The organism is Bradyrhizobium zhanjiangense (assembly GCF_004114935.1).
Classification (GTDB): domain Bacteria; phylum Pseudomonadota; class Alphaproteobacteria; order Rhizobiales; family Xanthobacteraceae; genus Bradyrhizobium; species Bradyrhizobium zhanjiangense.
In genome coordinates this window covers 7,035,771-7,050,549 of sequence record NZ_CP022221.1, presented here as the reverse complement: position 1 = coordinate 7,050,549, position 14,779 = coordinate 7,035,771, and the positions used below count along the sequence as shown (strand labels likewise).

Sequence of the window (14,779 nt, the reverse complement as noted above, 5' to 3'; positions counted from 1 at the left end):
ATTTAATCGCCTGGACGGGACGCCGTAAGGTGGCAACGCCCATGTTACGCGCAAGGCGACACCTGCTCAACATGGACATTTCGACATGAACGATCGCGTCAATTCCGACACCCCCACGTCCCGCAAGATCTTGAGGCCGCGCAGGCTCACGCTGCTCGGCACCGCAGCCGCGCTCGGCGCGGCCGTGCTGGCGGCTGCTCCCGGTGCTTCGCCATTCGGCCTGACCTCCTTCGTCGCGCCGGCCCAGGCCGCGGAAACGGCTGCGACCCCGCCGGGCTTTGGCGATCTCGTGGCCAAGGTCAAACCCGCCGTCATCTCGGTGCGGGTCAGAATCGACCAGGACAGCGACAAGAGCGCAATGCTGCAACAGAACCGGATGGATTCGGACGAAGACTCGCCGTTCGACCAGTTCTCGCGACAGTTCGGCTTCCGCTTTCCCGATGGCATGAACGGCATGCCGCGTCAGCGCCACCAGATGATCACGGGCGAGGGCTCGGGCTTCTTCATCTCGGCCGATGGCTATGCCGTGACCAACAACCACGTCGTCGATCACGCCGAGTCCGTGCAGGTGACCATGGACGACGGCACGACCTACACCGCGAAGGTCGTCGGCGCCGATCCGAAGACGGATCTCGCGCTGATCAAGGTCGACGGCAAGAAGGATTTTCCGTTCGTCAAATTCTCCGACCAGAAGCCGCGCATCGGCGATTGGGTGGTCGCGGTCGGCAATCCCTTCGGGCTCGGCGGCACCGTCACCGCCGGCATCGTCTCGGCCAGCGGCCGCGACATCGGCAATGGTCCTTATGACGACTTCATCCAGATCGACGCGCCGATCAACAAAGGCAATTCCGGCGGTCCCGCTTTCGACATGAACGGCAACGTGATCGGCGTGAACACCGCGATCTTCTCGCCCTCCGGCGGTTCGGTCGGCATCGGCTTCGACATTCCGGCCACGACCGCAAAACTGGTGGTGGCGCAGTTGAAGGACAAGGGCGCGGTCACCCGCGGCTGGCTCGGCGTGCAGGTGCAGCCGGTGACATCGGATATCGCCGATAGTCTCGGACTGAAGCAGGCGCGCGGCGCGATCGTCGACAATCCGCAACCCGACAGCCCGGCGGCGAAGGCCGGCATCGAGGCGGGCGACGTCATCACCTCCGTCAACGGCACGGCAGTCAAGGATTCCCGCGATCTCGCCCGCACCATCGCCACCCTGGCGCCCGGCAGCTCAGTCAAGCTCGACGTCTTCCACAAGGGCGAGAGCAAGACGGTGACGCTGGCGCTCGGCGAACTGCCGAACGAACGGCAGGCTCAGGGCAAGGCCTATGACGGCAAGGTGCAGCCGGGCGCCGGCATGCCGCGCCTCGGGCTTGGTCTGGCTCCGGCCGGCGATGTGCAGGGCGCCGGCCAGAAGGGTGTCGTCGTCACCGAGGTTGATCCGGAAGGGCCGGCCGCGCAGCGCGGCATCAAGACCGGTGACGTCATCCTCAATGTCGGCGGCAAGGCCGTCAGCAATGTCGGCGAGGTGCGCTCGGAGCTGGCGCAGGCCAAATCGTCCGGCAAGCGCAGCGTGCTGTTGCAGATCAGAAGCGCGGATGCCACCCGGTTCGTCGCGGTGCCACTCGCGTAAGGCGAACCTCGATCGGTACAATTCAAAAAGGCGGCCCTTTGGGCCGCCTTTCGCATTCGCACTTAAGATTCCCACAGGTCACCCGATAACATTCTCGTTAACGGCAGGGAGGGTGACCCGGTTCGTCCGAAAAAGCCGTGTTCGGCCATCACACTTTCTGGTCGGGCATCTGCTCGGCGGCAACGCAGCCGCGGAGTGGGCTCGCGAGCGTGGAACCTTCGAACCTCCGGCCGCTTTGTGGAACTGGCCGCTGGTTCACATTGATCGGTGCCGACATGGATCGATTGAAGCTCTCGCTGATGAGTACGCTGCTCGTGGCGTGGTTCGTGCTGCCGGCTGGAAACGCCTTCGGGCGCGACGATGGCCGCTATGCGAACTCGCCCCTGAAGCCATGGTTCGACAGCCTGCGCAGCCACCTCGGTCCGTGCTGCTCGGATGCGGACGGCTTTGCCGTCTCCGACCCAGATTGGGAATCGCACAACGGGCACTACCGTGTGCGGTTGGACGGGCAATGGGTCGAGGTGCCGGATGAAGCCGTGATCACCGAGCCGAACCGCGCCGGCCGCACCATGGTGTGGCCGGTGAAGACTGCGTTCGGGATTTCGATCCGCTGCTTCATGCCGGGCAGCATGATCTGACTGAGGTCAGCGCGACCGCTTGCTGGATTTGCGCTTCGACGATTTCTTGGAAGATTTCTTGGAAGATTTCCTGGACGTCTTCTTCTTGGACGTCTTCCGCTTCGAGGCCTTCTTCGGGACCTTCTTGCCCTTCTTGCGGGCCTTCGACAGCCCGATCGCGATCGCCTGCTTGCGGCTCTTCACGCGTCCGCCGCGACCGCCACGTCCGCTCTTCGCGGTACCTTTCTTGTAGCGCCGCATCTCGCTTTCGACATCGCTGCCGGAGCTGCGCGAGTAGCGGCGCTTCTTTGCCTTGCGTGCCATGCCTGTTCTCCCTTGGCGGAGGGAGAACCATTCGACACTGGCATGGTTCCGACAGCACGCGTGCAATGTTCCGGGCGGTGAAGGCGGCTCAGAACGAATTCGCCAGCTCGATCTCGGCCTCCAGCACCTGAATGCGCCGCGCAGCCTCGGCAGAGGACAGATCTCGCGCATATTGTGCCGGCTGATAGGCCTCTTCGCTCAGCCGCTTCAGCCTCAGTCCCTGCGCCCGTGTCATCTGCTCGCCAAGAAAAACCCTGGCGTCGTATTTCGCCTGGACCTGCATGTCGCTCCTCCGTCCTTGAAATCTGGCTTGACTATATGTTCTTATTTTGTTCTAACAAGCCATGGACAACAGAATTAATGAAATTCGGCGTAAAATCAGCGCTTTGAGGCTGGAAATGGCCGATGTCGAGGCGTCTGTGCGCGCTCTCGTCAACGGCGATTGCGACTGCACCGAACAAGCTCTGGCGCAGATCAATCTGCGCCGGAAGATCAACCTGCTTATCGACGAATGGAAGTCGGCCGGGGGCGGCGATGTCCTGCCCGACGTTCGCGACCGGATGCGTCTTCGCTCCTTGATGAATGTCGACAAGCCGGCGCGCGTGTTGGCCCGCCGCTGAGACATCGGGGGCGCGCGGTGGAGGAAGACCCGGACAACTACCGGATCCTGAAATTGCGCGCCGAGATTCTCGAACTGGGCTCCGCCATCCGGCAATTGCAGCGCGAGGGCCTCGACGACGCTGCGGCCTGATCGCGCGCAAGCGGGCGCAGTTCGAGCATCTCGTTAAGACGAATTCCGCGGCAAGCTGTCTTAACATCACTGACATCCGACGCAGCTAAGGCGTGCGCGCAAGCGACATGCTGGAGATTGTCGATGCTGTCGGAGGATCAGCGCGCCGACCATGTGGCGCTAGCCTAGAGCGCGAAGGAGAGGGCAAGATGAATCGTCGTCGTCCTCGAGTGAAAAGCCCCGCGCTGAACGCGGGACTCTCACCTTGCCGGGCAGAGCTCACTTGCTCATGCCGCCCTTGTTCGTCATCGTGCCGCCCTGGTCGGAGCCGGGGCCAGAGCCGCCTTGACCGGAGGGATCGGCACCCTTGGAGGACTTGGTATTCGCGCCCGTGGTCTGCGACGATGACATCGAGGATCCATGTTTGGCCTTGTGCGACTTCGCCTGCACGGCGAACGGCGCGGCGGCGAGGCCCGTTGCCAACATTGCGGTGAGGACGAGCTTGACTGTCTTCATATGGGGGAACTCCCTGGGTTAAATTGACGCAGGCGGCCAACGGCCGTTCCTCGCAGGAGTTCCCAACAAAGCTTCTCCACGCGTCGCGCACGCTTCAAGATTGCTTGTTCTCTTCGAGGATGAACACGATGCCGGTGAGCGTCGCGCCGATCGCGAAGGTCGTCACCAGCGTGAGAGCGAAGACAATAGCGGCTTGGCTTCCGCCATGGCTCAGCAGGTTGGCGACGGCTGGATTGGTCAGAATGAGTGCGAGGCTGAAGGCGAGGCCGAGGGCTGCACCCATCATCGCATGTGTCATCAGCTTGATAAGGCCGGTGGGAGAGATCAGGTTCGACGACTTTTTCGCGCGCATGGAACTATGTCCCGATCTGGCAGGCAAACGCGCGCGATCGCCATTGGTTCCATCAGGATGAAGGAATTGTCATCGTCAGCTTCATCCGACGTTCATGCCCGGCTTGCGAAGATGAGCACTGTCAACACGGGAATATCGATATGGGCAAGGTAGTCTTTCTGTACCGCTCGCTGGCCTATCGCAACGCGGCCGCGGACATCCTACGCAAGGCGCGCAAGCTCCCGCGCGGCGCGGAACGAAGCGCGGCTCGCCGCTATGCGAAGGCGCTACGCGATCTCGCTCGAACGGAGGCTTGGCTCGAAGGACGCGTCGCGCGCGATCCCCGGACGGAGCAGCGCATGACGAGCGCGGCGTCCGGCTAGAGCTTTCCGTTCCGATTGAATCGGAACGGTAGCTCTCGATTCTTCGCTTGACGCGTTTTCTTGGCGCGAACCGGTCACCACTTCGCTGGAAAACGTTCTAACCGGATGCGCGCTGCAATTCGGCCGCGGCGGCGGCATCGAATTTGCCGGGTGCCGTCGTCGCCACCGGTTTGCGTGTCAACGGCACCTCCAGGCGGCACAACAAGCCCTCGGCGCGCCAATTGAATTGCGCCTGTCCGCCAAGCTGGGACTCGACGCTTGCAAGCAGACTCCGCGTGCCGAAGCCGCGGGATTTCGGCGTCCTGACTAGCGGGCCGCCGGATTCCTCCCAGGTCAGTGTGAGGCGGTCGTCCTCGGTCTGCCAACCGATCATGAGCCGACCGGATCGCGTCGACAGTGCGCCATACTTGGCCGAATTGGTGAAGAGCTCGTGCAGCGCCAGCGCCAGCGTCTGGGCGGTCGCCGGCAGCAACTGAACCTCGGGCCCGGCAAGCTTGATCTGGCCGCCTAGCGAATAGGGCGCAAGCTCCTCGTCGATCAGCTTGGAGAGCTCGGCGCCCTGCCAACTCGACAGCGACAGGATGGTATGCACGCGCGCGAGCGCATTGATGCGCCCCTCGACGGCATTGACGTAGGCCTTGACCTCGTCGGCGCGGGTGAGGCGCACGATCGATTGCGCCAGCGCCAGCGCATTCTTGGCGCGATGATCGACTTCCCGCGCAAGGAGATTCTGCCGCTCTTCGGCACGCTTGCGTTCGGTGATGTCGACGGTGACGCCGCTGACACGAACCACGCGACCACTCTCGTCGACCGTTGCCGCCGCGGTGCCGACGCACCAGCGCACATCACCGTCGGGCCGCACGATGCGGAATTCCGTTTCGTAGGCGCGTGCGCCCTTGTTGAACTCGGAGATCGCCTTGCGCAACTGATCGACATCATCGGGATGCAACAGCGCCTGAACGTTGGCCGGGTTGACCTCGAAGCTCTCTGGGCTGACCCCAAAGATGCGATATTGCCCCTCGTCCCACATCCAGTCGCCGGTGATCCAGTCCCAATCCCAGGAGCCCATCTTGCCGGCGGCGATCGCCATGCTGCGCCGCTGCTCGCTTTCGCGAAGCTTGGCGGTGGAGTTTTCCAGCTCGGCGGTGCGTGCGCGGACGCGGTCCTCGAGCTCCTGGTTCAGTCGTTCGAGCTCGCGGGTCTTGCGATAGAGTTCGGAGAACACCTTGATCTTGGCGCGCAGCACCTCCGGCACGACGGGCACCGGAACGTAATCGACTGCGCCCATCTCGTAGCCACGCAACCGGTCGATATCGCTCACCTGAATGGCCGAGATGAAGATCATTGCGGTCTTCTGGAAGCGCGGATGCTCGCGGATCATCGCGGCGAGCTCGAAGCCGTCGAGCTCGGGCATGCAGACGTCCACCAGGATGACCGCGATCTCGGTCTTGAGCAGAACCTCCAGCGCTTCGCGTCCAGACGAGGCGATCACGAGGTTCTCGCCAAGATCCTTCAGGATCACCTCATAGGCCAGCAGCTTGGCTGGCTGGTCGTCGACGAGCAGGATGTTGACCTTCTCTTGGTCCATTCGCGGATCCAACTCAGCGGTGCAGCCACATGCGGATCGCAAGCAGCAATTGATCGGTGTTGACGGGTTTGGCGAGGTAGTCGGACGCGCCGGCTTCCAGGCATTTTTCACGGTCGCCCTTCATCGCCTTGGCGGTCAGCGCGATGATCGGTAGCCGCGCGAAGGCCGGGTTCTCGCGGATCACACCCATGGTCTGATAGCCATCCATCTGCGGCATCATGATGTCCATCAGCACGATGGCGATTTCCGGATTGGATTCGACCAGCGCGACCGCCTCGCTGCCGGTCGTGGCCGTCAGCACCTTCATGCCGCGCCGTTCCAGCACACTCGACAGCGCGAAGATGTTCCGGGCGTCGTCGTCGACGAGCAGGGCCGTCTTGCCGATCAGGTCCTCATCGGAACTGTTCAGCTTCTCCAACATGCGCTGCTTCTCGATCGGTAGTTCCGTGATGACACGGTGCAGGAACAGCGCGGTCTCGTCGAGCAGGCGCTCCGGCGATTCCACCCCCTTGACCACGATGCTGCGCGCCATGGTGTGGAGTTCCGCATCCTCTTCCGCCGAAAGCTCGCGGCCGGTGAACACCACGACCGGGACGTTCGACAGCGCCTCGTCGTTGCGGATCTCGTCGAGCACCTCGAAGCCACTCATGTCGGGCAGTCGCAGGTCGAGCACCACGCAGTCGCACGGGGATTGACGCAGTGTCGAGAGCGCGCCGGCACCGGTATCCGTCGTCACGATCTCGATGTCGTCGTGATGCAGCAGCTCGCGGATCGAGAGTTGCTCGGCCTCGTTGTCCTCGACGATCAGGAGTCGCTTGCGCCGCGGCCGCGCATATTCCTTGATCTGCGTCAGCGCGGCGGAGACGCCTTCGGTCGTCGTCGGCTTGTTGACGAAGGAGAACGCACCGCGCGCCAACGCGTGCTGGCGGTCCTCGTCGAGCGTGATGATCTGCACGGGAATATGGCGGGTCAGAGGATTGTGCTTGAGTTGGCTCAGTACGGTCCAGCCCAGCATGTCCGGCAGGAACACGTCGAGAGAGACGGCCGTCGGCTGGTACTGCTTGGCGAGCTCCAGCGCTTCGGCGCCGCGGGCCGCAACCAGGACCTTAAAGCCCTTGTCGCGGGCAAGATCGACGAGCACGCGCGCATAGTGCGGATCGTCCTCCACAATAAGGAGGATGGTGTCGCCGGGCTCGAGGTTGAGCCGGTCATCGGGAAGCTGCTCGATGACGCGCTGCTGGTCGGGCGCGGCCGACTGCAGTGCCGGCGGCTGGCTGTACTGCTGTGGCGCAGGCGCCGCGCGCGGCGCGAGCGTCGGGCCGGAATATTTCAACGGCAGGTAAAGCGTGAATGACGAGCCCTTGCCCGGCGAGCTGCGCAGGTGGATTTCGCCGCCGAGCAGGCTTGCGAGCTCGCGGCTGATCGCAAGCCCGAGGCCCGTGCCGCCATATTTACGGCTGGTGCCGGCGTCCGCCTGCTGGAACGCCTCGAAGATCAGCTTCTGCTTCTCCAGGGGAATCCCGATGCCGGTATCGGTCACTTCGAACGCGATCACGGCCGGCGCGGAGTTCAGCACCGGGTGATCCGTCCCCCAGCCGCCGACCGCACCGGCGACCTTCAGCCGCACCTCGCCTTCGGCGGTGAACTTGAAGGCGTTGGAGAGCAGGTTCTTCAGCACCTGTTGCAGGCGCTTGGAATCGGTCACGATACTGCGCGGAAGGTTCGGATCGATGTCGATCTTGAACGCCAGATTGCGGTTGTCCGCCTCGTGCCGGAACGGCCGGCCGACGGTCTCGAGCAGGTTCGCGGTCAGAATTTCCTCGGCATCGACTGTCACCGTGCCGGACTCGATCTTGGAGAGGTCGAGAATGTCGCTGATGAGATTGAGCAGGTCGGTGCCGGCGCCGTGGATGGTGCGGGCGAATTCGACCTGCTTGGCGGAGAGGTTGCCGTCCGGATTGTCGGTGAGCTGCTGTCCGAGGATCAGGATCGAATTCAGCGGCGTGCGCAGCTCGTGGCTCATATTGGCGAGGAATTCAGACTTGTACTTCGAGGTCAGTGCGAGCTCGGTCGCTTTTTCCTCCAGCGCACGGCGGGCCTGCTCGATTTCCTGGTTCTTGCGCTCGACCTCGACGTTGCGCTCGGCGAGCTGCTGCGCCTTCTGTTCGAGCTGGTCGTTGGTCTGCTGCAATTCGCGCTGCTGGGTCTGGAGCTCGCCGGCTAGCTGCTGCGACTGCTTGAGCAGGCCTTCGGTCTGCATCGTCGCCTCGATCGAGTTGAGCACGATGCCGATGGAGTCGGTGAGCTGCTCCAGGAACGTCATCTGCGACGTCGTGAACGATATCAGCGAAGCAAGCTCGATCACGGCCTTGACCTGGCCCTCGAACAGCACCGGCAGCACCACGAGGTTCTTCGGTGCGACGCGGAGCAGTGCCGAGTTGATCGGCACCACGTCGGATGGAATGTCGGCGACCAGGCGCGGCCGCTTGTCGAGGGCGCACTGGCCGATCAGGCCTTCGCCGAACTGAAGCACGCGCTGATAGGGATAGATACCGTCGCTGGCGTAGGACGCCAGCAGCAGGAGCTGAGAATTGTCCTCGTTCTCGACCTGGTAGATCACGCCGGTATGCGCGTTCACCAGCGGCGACAATTCGGTGAGCAGCAGCCGGCCGACAGTCGTGAGATCGCGCTGGCCCTGGAGCATGTTGGTGAATTTCGCGAGGTTGGTCTTCAGCCAGTCCTGCTCCGTGTTCACGTCCGTCGTCAGACGGAGATTCGTGATCATCGTGTTGATGTTGTCTTTCAGCTCCGCGACTTCGCCGCGGGCATCGACCTGGATCGACCGCGTCAGGTCGCCTTTGGTCACGGCGGTCGCGACTTCCGCGATCGCACGCACCTGCGAGGTCAGGTTGGCCGCGAGCAGATTGACGTTGCCGGTGAGGTCCTTCCAGGTGCCGGCGGCGCCGGGCACGTTGGCCTGGCCGCCGAGGCGGCCCTCGACGCCGACCTCGCGCGCCACCGACGTCACCTGATCGGCGAAGGTCGCGAGCGTCTCGGTCATGTTGTTGATGGTGTCGGCGAGGGCCGCGACCTCGCCGCGCGATTTCATCGTCAGGTTCTGCTTGAGGTCGCCGTTGGCGACCGCAGTCACGACCTTGACGATGCCGCGCACCTGCTCGGTCAGGTTCGCGGCCATGAGGTTCACGGTATCGGTGAGGTCCTTCCAGGTGCCGGCAACGCCAGGCACCTGCGCCTGTCCGCCGAGCTTGCCTTCGGTGCCGACCTCGCGGGCAACGCGCGTGACTTCGCCGGCGAAGGCGTTGAGCTGGTCCACCATGGTGTTGATGGTGTTCTTCAGCTCGAGGATTTCGCCCTTCACGTCCACCGTGATCTTGCGGGACAAGTCGCCACGCGCGACCGCCGTGGTGACTTCGGCGATGTTGCGGACCTGCGTGGTGAGGTTCGCGGCGAGCAGGTTGACGTTGTCGGTGAGGTCCTTCCAGGTGCCGCCGACGCCGGGCACGACGGCCTGACCGCCGAGCCGGCCCTCGGTGCCGACTTCGCGCGCCACGCGCGTGACCTCGGCGGCGAAGGAGCGGAGCTGCTCGACCATCGTGTTCAGCGTGTCCTTCAAGAGAAGGATTTCGCCGCGCACGTCCACCGTGATCTTCTTCGAGAGGTCGCCGCCGGCGATCGCGGTCGCGACCTCAGCGATGTTGCGGACCTGGGCCGTCAGGTTGGAGGCCATGAAGTTGACGTTGTCGGTGAGGTCTTTCCAGGTGCCGGCGACGCCGGGCACTTCGGCCTGACCGCCGAGCTTGCCTTCGGTGCCGACCTCGCGGGCAACGCGCGTGACTTCGCCGGCAAAGCCATTGAGCTGGTCCACCATGGTGTTGATGGTGTTCTTCAGCTCGAGGATTTCGCCCTTCACGTCCACCGTGATCTTGCGGGACAAGTCGCCACGCGCCACCGCAGTGGTGACTTCGGCGATGTTGCGGACCTGGGCCGTGAGGTTGCCCGCCATCGAGTTCACACTGTCGGTGAGATCCTTCCAGGTGCCGGCGACGCCGGGCACGTTGGCTTGACCACCGAGGCGGCCTTCGGTGCCGACCTCGCGCGCGACGCGCGTCACCTCGCCCGCAAAGCGGTTGAGCTGGTCGACCATTGTGTTCAGGGTGTCCTTGAGCTGGAGGATCTCGCCGCGCACGTCCACGGTGATCTTGCGCGAGAGGTCGCCACCGGCGATCGCGGTCGCGACTTCGGCGATGTTGCGCACCTGGGCGGTCAAATTGCCCGCCATCGAGTTCACGGAATCGGTCAGATCCTTCCAAGTGCCGGCAACGCCCGGCACGCCGGCCTGGCCGCCGAGCTTGCCGTCGGTGCCGACCTCGCGCGCCACGCGCGTCACCTCGCCGGCGAAGGCGTTGAGCTGGTCCACCATGGTATTGAGCGTTTCCTTCAACTGAAGGATTTCGCCCGATACGTTCACCGTGATCTTCTTCGACAAATCGCCCTTCGCCACCGCGGTCGCGACTTCGGCGATGTTGCGGACCTGTCCGGTCAGGTTCGAGGCCATCGAATTGACGCTGTCGGTGAGGTCCTTCCAGGTGCCGCCGACGCCGCGCACGACGGCCTGGCCGCCGAGCTTGCCTTCGGTGCCGACCTCGCGCGCGACGCGCGTGACTTCACCGGCGAAGGCGTTGAGCTGGTCCACCATGGTGTTGATGGTGTCCTTCAGCTCCAGGATCTCGCCGCGCACGTCCACAGTGATCTTCTTCGACAGGTCGCCGCCGGCGACCGCCGTCGTCACCTCCGCGATGTTGCGGACCTGCGCGGTCAGGTTCGAGGCCATCGAGTTGACGCTCTCGGTGAGGTCCTTCCAGGTGCCGGCGACGCCGAGCACGTTGGCCTGACCGCCGAGCCGCCCCTCGGTGCCGACCTCGCGCGCGACGCGCGTCACTTCGCCGGCGAAGGCGTTGAGCTGGTCGACCATGGTGTTGAGCGTCTCCTTCAGCTGAAGGATCTCGCCCGAGACGTTGACGGTGATCTTCTTCGAGAGGTCGCCGCTGGCGATCGCAGTGGCGACGTCGGCGATGTTGCGGACCTGCGCGGTCAGGTTCGACGCCATGAAGTTGACGTTGTCGGTGAGGTCCTTCCAGGTGCCGGCGACGCCGGGCACCTGGGCCTGGCCGCCGAGCTTGCCTTCGGTACCGACCTCGCGCGCCACGCGCGTCACTTCCGAAGCGAACGAGTTGAGCTGGTCCACCATGGTGTTGATGGTGTCCTTCAGCTCCAGGATTTCGCCGCGCACGTCCACGGTGATCTTGCGCGAGAGGTCGCCGCGCGCCACGGCGGTGGTCACGTTGGCGATGTTGCGCACCTGTGCGGTCAGGTTGCCGCACATCGCGTTGACGCTGTCGGTGAGGTCCTTCCAGGTGCCGGCGACGCCGGGCACGATCGCCTGGCCGCCGAGCTTGCCGTCGGTGCCGACCTCGCGCGCCACGCGCGTCACTTCGGAGGCGAACGAGCGGAGCTGATCGACCATCGTGTTGATGGCTTCCTTGAGCTGGAGGATCTCGCCGCGGACGTCGACGGTGATCTTCTTCGACAGGTCGCCATTGGCGACCGCGATCGTCACCTCGGCGATGTTGCGAACCTGGTTGGTCAGGTTGTTCGCCATCGAGTTGACGCTCTCGGTGAGGTCCTTCCAGACGCCGGTCACCTCAGGCACCTGGGCCTGGCCGCCGAGCTTGCCTTCGGTGCCGACCTCGCGCGCCACGCGCGTCACCTCGGAGGTGAACACGCCGAGCTGCTTGATCATGGTGTTGACGATGGTCGCCGATTGCAAAAACTCGCCGCGCAGGGGGCGGCCGTCGACGTCGAGCTTGACGGTCTGGAGCAGGTCGCCTTGCGCCACCGCGGCGACTGCACGCGTCACTTCGCGGGTCGGCCACAACAGGTCGTCGATCAGCGTGTTGACGGACCCTTCCATGTCGGCCCAGGAGCCCGAGGCGAGGCCGAACTTCACGCGCTGGCGGGTCTTGCCCTCGCGGCCCACCACCTGGCCGACCAGCTCGAGCTGCTGCGCCATGCGCTGGTTGGCCGCGATGATTTCGTTAAAAGTGTCGGCGATCTTGCCGTCGATGCCGAGATAGTCGCCACTCATCCGTACGGAGAAATCGCCGCTACGCATTGCCTGCAAGGCGAGCAGCAATTCCGCCCGGGAATCCTGCTCCGACGTACCGTTGGGTTTGGGCTTTGGGACGCGACGACCGGAGCGTGATGCAGTGCCGGGATCGAGGTCGCTCATACTGATTCCCCCGCAGGCGTCGGCCGAATCCCAGGCAAGACGCGTTTGGTCAAAATAGAGCGTCAGCCAAATTCGAAATCAAGCGCCAAGGTTGCGGCGCAGGGAAATGGAACCTGCTTTGCTCAGCCCGGTTGTACTAACCGCGAACGATCGGCCTGGTTCCACGCAAGTTCCAAAGAATTTGGCCGCGGCGGCCCGCATTGGTCGGTGCCTCGCGGACCGCTCCTCGCGGAACGCAGCAGGAGCCCTGCGGTTAGCCCGCAAAGAACAGGGAGAGCGCAGATGAAAACTGGATTGGCTGCGATCGTGGTCGTGTTGCTTGCCGGATCGGCCTTCGCGCAGGGAGGGGCGCCCAGTGGCCGGGGGGCCGTGACCGGCGATCCCGCCGCGAGCTCGGCCACGCCTCGCGCGGATCCGTCCACCACGGGAACGGCGACCCGATCGAACCCGAGCGGCAGCGGCACCTCGACCTCGGGCGGCAAGGATGACAATGGCGATGCAGGCCGGGACAGAATGCCTGAGAGCGACCGGACCGTGCGGCCGCAGAGTCAGCAGTATCATCCGAATGACAAGTAAAGGCTACTTGTCCGCCATGGTGCGCTCGGCAGCCTTGACCTGTGCCCGCAGCATCGGAAGCTGCTCGCGCGCGAACGCTGCAAGCGCAGCATTGTCGGGCGCCTTCAGGTAGCGTTCAAGCAAGTTGATAACCGCTTCGTATTCGGGAATCTGCGAGGCATAAAAGCTTCTGACGTAAGTCGGTCCGTCCGAAATTTCGGGTTCGACGAGGCTCGCGCTTGCCGACGCCGCCTTGTTGACGCGGGGCTCAGCACCGATCGTCTCTTGAATCTGTTTCAGCGCCTTGTCGCGCTTGGCTGCTTCTTCAGCCCGCAGCGCAGCAAGGTTCTTGACCTCCGTATTGCCCTTCAGGTCGGTACTCTCCAGCAGACCTTGTTGGAAGCGGCTGAAGGCGTAGAGGCCGCCGATGACGTCGGTTGCGCTCGGCATGCGGTCGCCAAGGTTTCGCTCGCCAGTGCTGTCGGCAGGGGCCGCGGTGCTGATGAACACCAGGACTATGGCGACGAGAACTCGCATCGGTATCAATGACGGATGACGTGCAAAGTTCCCCGAACGTTACGATCCGGTAAGGGCATTGCGACCCGAGAGTTCCGTCCCCACGTCTTTCGCATGAAACAGTCTGACATTTTCAGAGACAACGCCGACAACTGTCTTCAGCTCGCTGAGCGCGCGGAAGGGAAACCCGCTTACAGGCGCTATTCGCGCATGGCGGACGCCTGGACGGCGCTTGCGACGGAACAGGATTGGCTCGATGGAGAAATCCCGCCCGTGACGATCCATATCCCTCAAAAACAGGACAGGTAGTCGTCCTCGTGAAGCCGTGTGTGAGACCGCGCACGGAATGCAAGAGACCAATCCAGGATCATCCGTGAACAGTCGATCGCGTTGATTTTCGATTCCAGAAGGAGGTTTCGCAATGACTCCACGTCTGGCTCTTCTTTCACTGATTCTCGCTTTTGGCGTTTCGGTCGCCTTCGCGACGGTAACGACGGTACGGCAGGTGCATCTGGAAAATGCATCGGCCGCGATCCACGCGGCGCACAGCTAGCGTCGGGGTGCTCTCGCCCGGAACAATCGACGTGCCAGCGCGTAACCGCTGCGAAACATCAAGAGAGGCGAGAGCAGATCATGGCCCATTCCGATCACGGCATCGTCAAGGACAAGCGGGCGGAGGAGCAGCCGCGCGACAAGCGGCGTGCGCAGTCCGTGCACAAGACGGATCCTAAAGGTTCGCCGTCGCGGGAGGCGACACGCGATCCCAAGCTGAGCGATGATAGTAAGACGCCAGGCTCCGGCGCGATGCCGGACGGTTCGAGCGACGCTACGGGTTAGCGCTTACGAGGAACGAATTCCCGCGCGAAGAGTCGACGGATTGCTTCCGGTTGTCATGCCCCCGGTGCGCCGGAAGCAATCTCCAAGGACGGCCCTGGCACCCCCCGTGCCGGGGTCGTTTGTTTGTGGAGCGTCATATGGGTTAGTTCTCGGTCCCGCCGTCGGGATCGCCCTGAGTATGTCCGTCAGGTCCGCGGCCAAATACGCCGAAGCTGCTCGACTTCACGCCGGCTGCCGCATCGACGCCCACGGCGGCGAGCCCGAACTTGAGGAGTTCGCGGACAGCTGCCGCCCGTGTCGGCATGCGGTGTTTGAACCGGAAATCATCGATGGCGGCCAATTCTTCTAGCGAGAGCATAACCTGAAGGCGCTCGGCGCGAAGGTCATTCATGGTCGAACACGCAAATTGAGCAAGTTGAGTATTTTACTCAATCGACGAATTTGG

The 14,779-nt window shown here is 63.7% G+C and carries 16 protein-coding genes; 8 read left to right on the top strand and 8 right to left on the bottom strand.

The window, feature by feature from the left end:
- The first annotated feature begins 85 nt into the window (after positions 1–85).
- Together XH85_RS33830 and XH85_RS33825 are read left to right on the top strand one after the other, a co-directional pair.
- Positions 86–1,627: a Do family serine endopeptidase gene (locus XH85_RS33830; protein WP_128935349.1), complete on the top strand. Its 1,542-nt coding sequence runs from the start codon at positions 86–88 to the stop codon at positions 1,625–1,627.
- 275 nt (positions 1,628–1,902) lie between these two features.
- Positions 1,903–2,265 carry a hypothetical protein gene (locus XH85_RS33825; RefSeq protein ID WP_128935348.1) on the top strand — a complete coding sequence of 121 codons (363 nt, stop codon included), beginning with the start codon at positions 1,903–1,905 and terminating at the stop codon, positions 2,263–2,265.
- A gap of 6 nt (positions 2,266–2,271) precedes the next feature.
- Here the strand turns inward: XH85_RS33825 and XH85_RS33820 are convergent, their stop codons facing one another.
- Together XH85_RS33820 and XH85_RS33815 are read right to left on the bottom strand one after the other, a co-directional pair.
- The gene (locus XH85_RS33820; RefSeq protein WP_128935347.1) at positions 2,272–2,568 is read right to left on the bottom strand and encodes a DUF6496 domain-containing protein; all 297 of its coding nucleotides are present in this window, start codon (positions 2,566–2,568) and stop codon (positions 2,272–2,274) included.
- 88 nt (positions 2,569–2,656) lie between these two features.
- Positions 2,657–2,851, bottom strand: a complete 195-nt coding sequence (locus tag XH85_RS33815) for a DUF3072 domain-containing protein (protein WP_128935346.1) — start codon at positions 2,849–2,851, stop codon at positions 2,657–2,659.
- 115 nt (positions 2,852–2,966) lie between these two features.
- Between XH85_RS33815 and XH85_RS33810 the strand changes: the two genes are divergently transcribed.
- Positions 2,967–3,188 (top strand): hypothetical protein, encoded by a 222-nt coding sequence (locus tag XH85_RS33810; protein ID WP_128935345.1) that lies wholly within the window; start codon positions 2,967–2,969, stop codon positions 3,186–3,188.
- Between the two features lie 389 nt (positions 3,189–3,577).
- Here XH85_RS33810 and XH85_RS33800 read toward each other — a convergent pair whose 3' ends face one another.
- Positions 3,578–3,814 carry a hypothetical protein gene (locus XH85_RS33800; protein ID WP_128935344.1) on the bottom strand — a complete coding sequence of 79 codons (237 nt, stop codon included), beginning with the start codon at positions 3,812–3,814 and terminating at the stop codon, positions 3,578–3,580.
- 94 nt (positions 3,815–3,908) lie between these two features.
- A complete protein-coding gene (locus XH85_RS33795; protein ID WP_091892489.1) occupies positions 3,909–4,166 on the bottom strand; it encodes a hypothetical protein in 258 nt (85 codons plus the stop codon).
- 140 nt (positions 4,167–4,306) lie between these two features.
- On the opposite strand from XH85_RS33795, the gene XH85_RS33790 reads away from it, so the two are divergent.
- Positions 4,307–4,528, top strand: a complete 222-nt coding sequence (locus XH85_RS33790; protein ID WP_091892487.1) for a hypothetical protein — start codon at positions 4,307–4,309, stop codon at positions 4,526–4,528.
- Between the two features lie 97 nt (positions 4,529–4,625).
- Here the strand turns inward: XH85_RS33790 and XH85_RS33785 are convergent, their stop codons facing one another.
- A complete protein-coding gene (locus tag XH85_RS33785; protein WP_128935343.1) occupies positions 4,626–6,116 on the bottom strand; it encodes an HWE histidine kinase domain-containing protein in 1,491 nt (496 codons plus the stop codon).
- A 13-nt stretch (positions 6,117–6,129) separates the two neighbouring features.
- The gene (locus tag XH85_RS33780; protein WP_128935342.1) at positions 6,130–12,426 is read right to left on the bottom strand and encodes a HAMP domain-containing protein; all 6,297 of its coding nucleotides are present in this window, start codon (positions 12,424–12,426) and stop codon (positions 6,130–6,132) included.
- A gap of 282 nt (positions 12,427–12,708) precedes the next feature.
- Between XH85_RS33780 and XH85_RS45490 the strand changes: the two genes are divergently transcribed.
- Positions 12,709–13,002, top strand: a complete 294-nt coding sequence (locus XH85_RS45490) for a hypothetical protein (RefSeq protein ID WP_164939911.1) — start codon at positions 12,709–12,711, stop codon at positions 13,000–13,002.
- Between the two features lie 3 nt (positions 13,003–13,005).
- On the opposite strand, the gene XH85_RS33770 is transcribed toward XH85_RS45490, so the two are convergent.
- On the bottom strand, positions 13,006–13,518 hold the full coding sequence (locus XH85_RS33770; RefSeq protein ID WP_128935340.1) for a DUF4142 domain-containing protein: 513 nt from the start codon (positions 13,516–13,518) through the stop codon (positions 13,006–13,008).
- Positions 13,519–13,611: 93 nt separating this feature from the next.
- Here XH85_RS33770 and XH85_RS46985 point away from each other — a divergent pair, with 93 nt between their 5' ends.
- The 3 genes from XH85_RS46985 (at position 13,612) to XH85_RS33760 (ending at position 14,334) form a co-directional block, all read left to right on the top strand.
- Positions 13,612–13,806, top strand: a complete 195-nt coding sequence (locus XH85_RS46985) for a hypothetical protein (protein ID WP_091892476.1) — start codon at positions 13,612–13,614, stop codon at positions 13,804–13,806.
- 112 nt (positions 13,807–13,918) lie between these two features.
- The gene (locus tag XH85_RS47480) at positions 13,919–14,050 is read left to right on the top strand and encodes a hypothetical protein (protein ID WP_276339321.1); all 132 of its coding nucleotides are present in this window, start codon (positions 13,919–13,921) and stop codon (positions 14,048–14,050) included.
- An 80-nt stretch (positions 14,051–14,130) separates the two neighbouring features.
- Positions 14,131–14,334 carry a hypothetical protein gene (locus tag XH85_RS33760; protein ID WP_128935339.1) on the top strand — a complete coding sequence of 68 codons (204 nt, stop codon included), beginning with the start codon at positions 14,131–14,133 and terminating at the stop codon, positions 14,332–14,334.
- 142 nt (positions 14,335–14,476) lie between these two features.
- On the opposite strand, the gene XH85_RS33755 is transcribed toward XH85_RS33760, so the two are convergent.
- Positions 14,477–14,725 carry a hypothetical protein gene (locus XH85_RS33755; protein ID WP_164934626.1) on the bottom strand — a complete coding sequence of 83 codons (249 nt, stop codon included), beginning with the start codon at positions 14,723–14,725 and terminating at the stop codon, positions 14,477–14,479.
- Between the last annotated feature and the right edge of the window lie 54 nt (positions 14,726–14,779).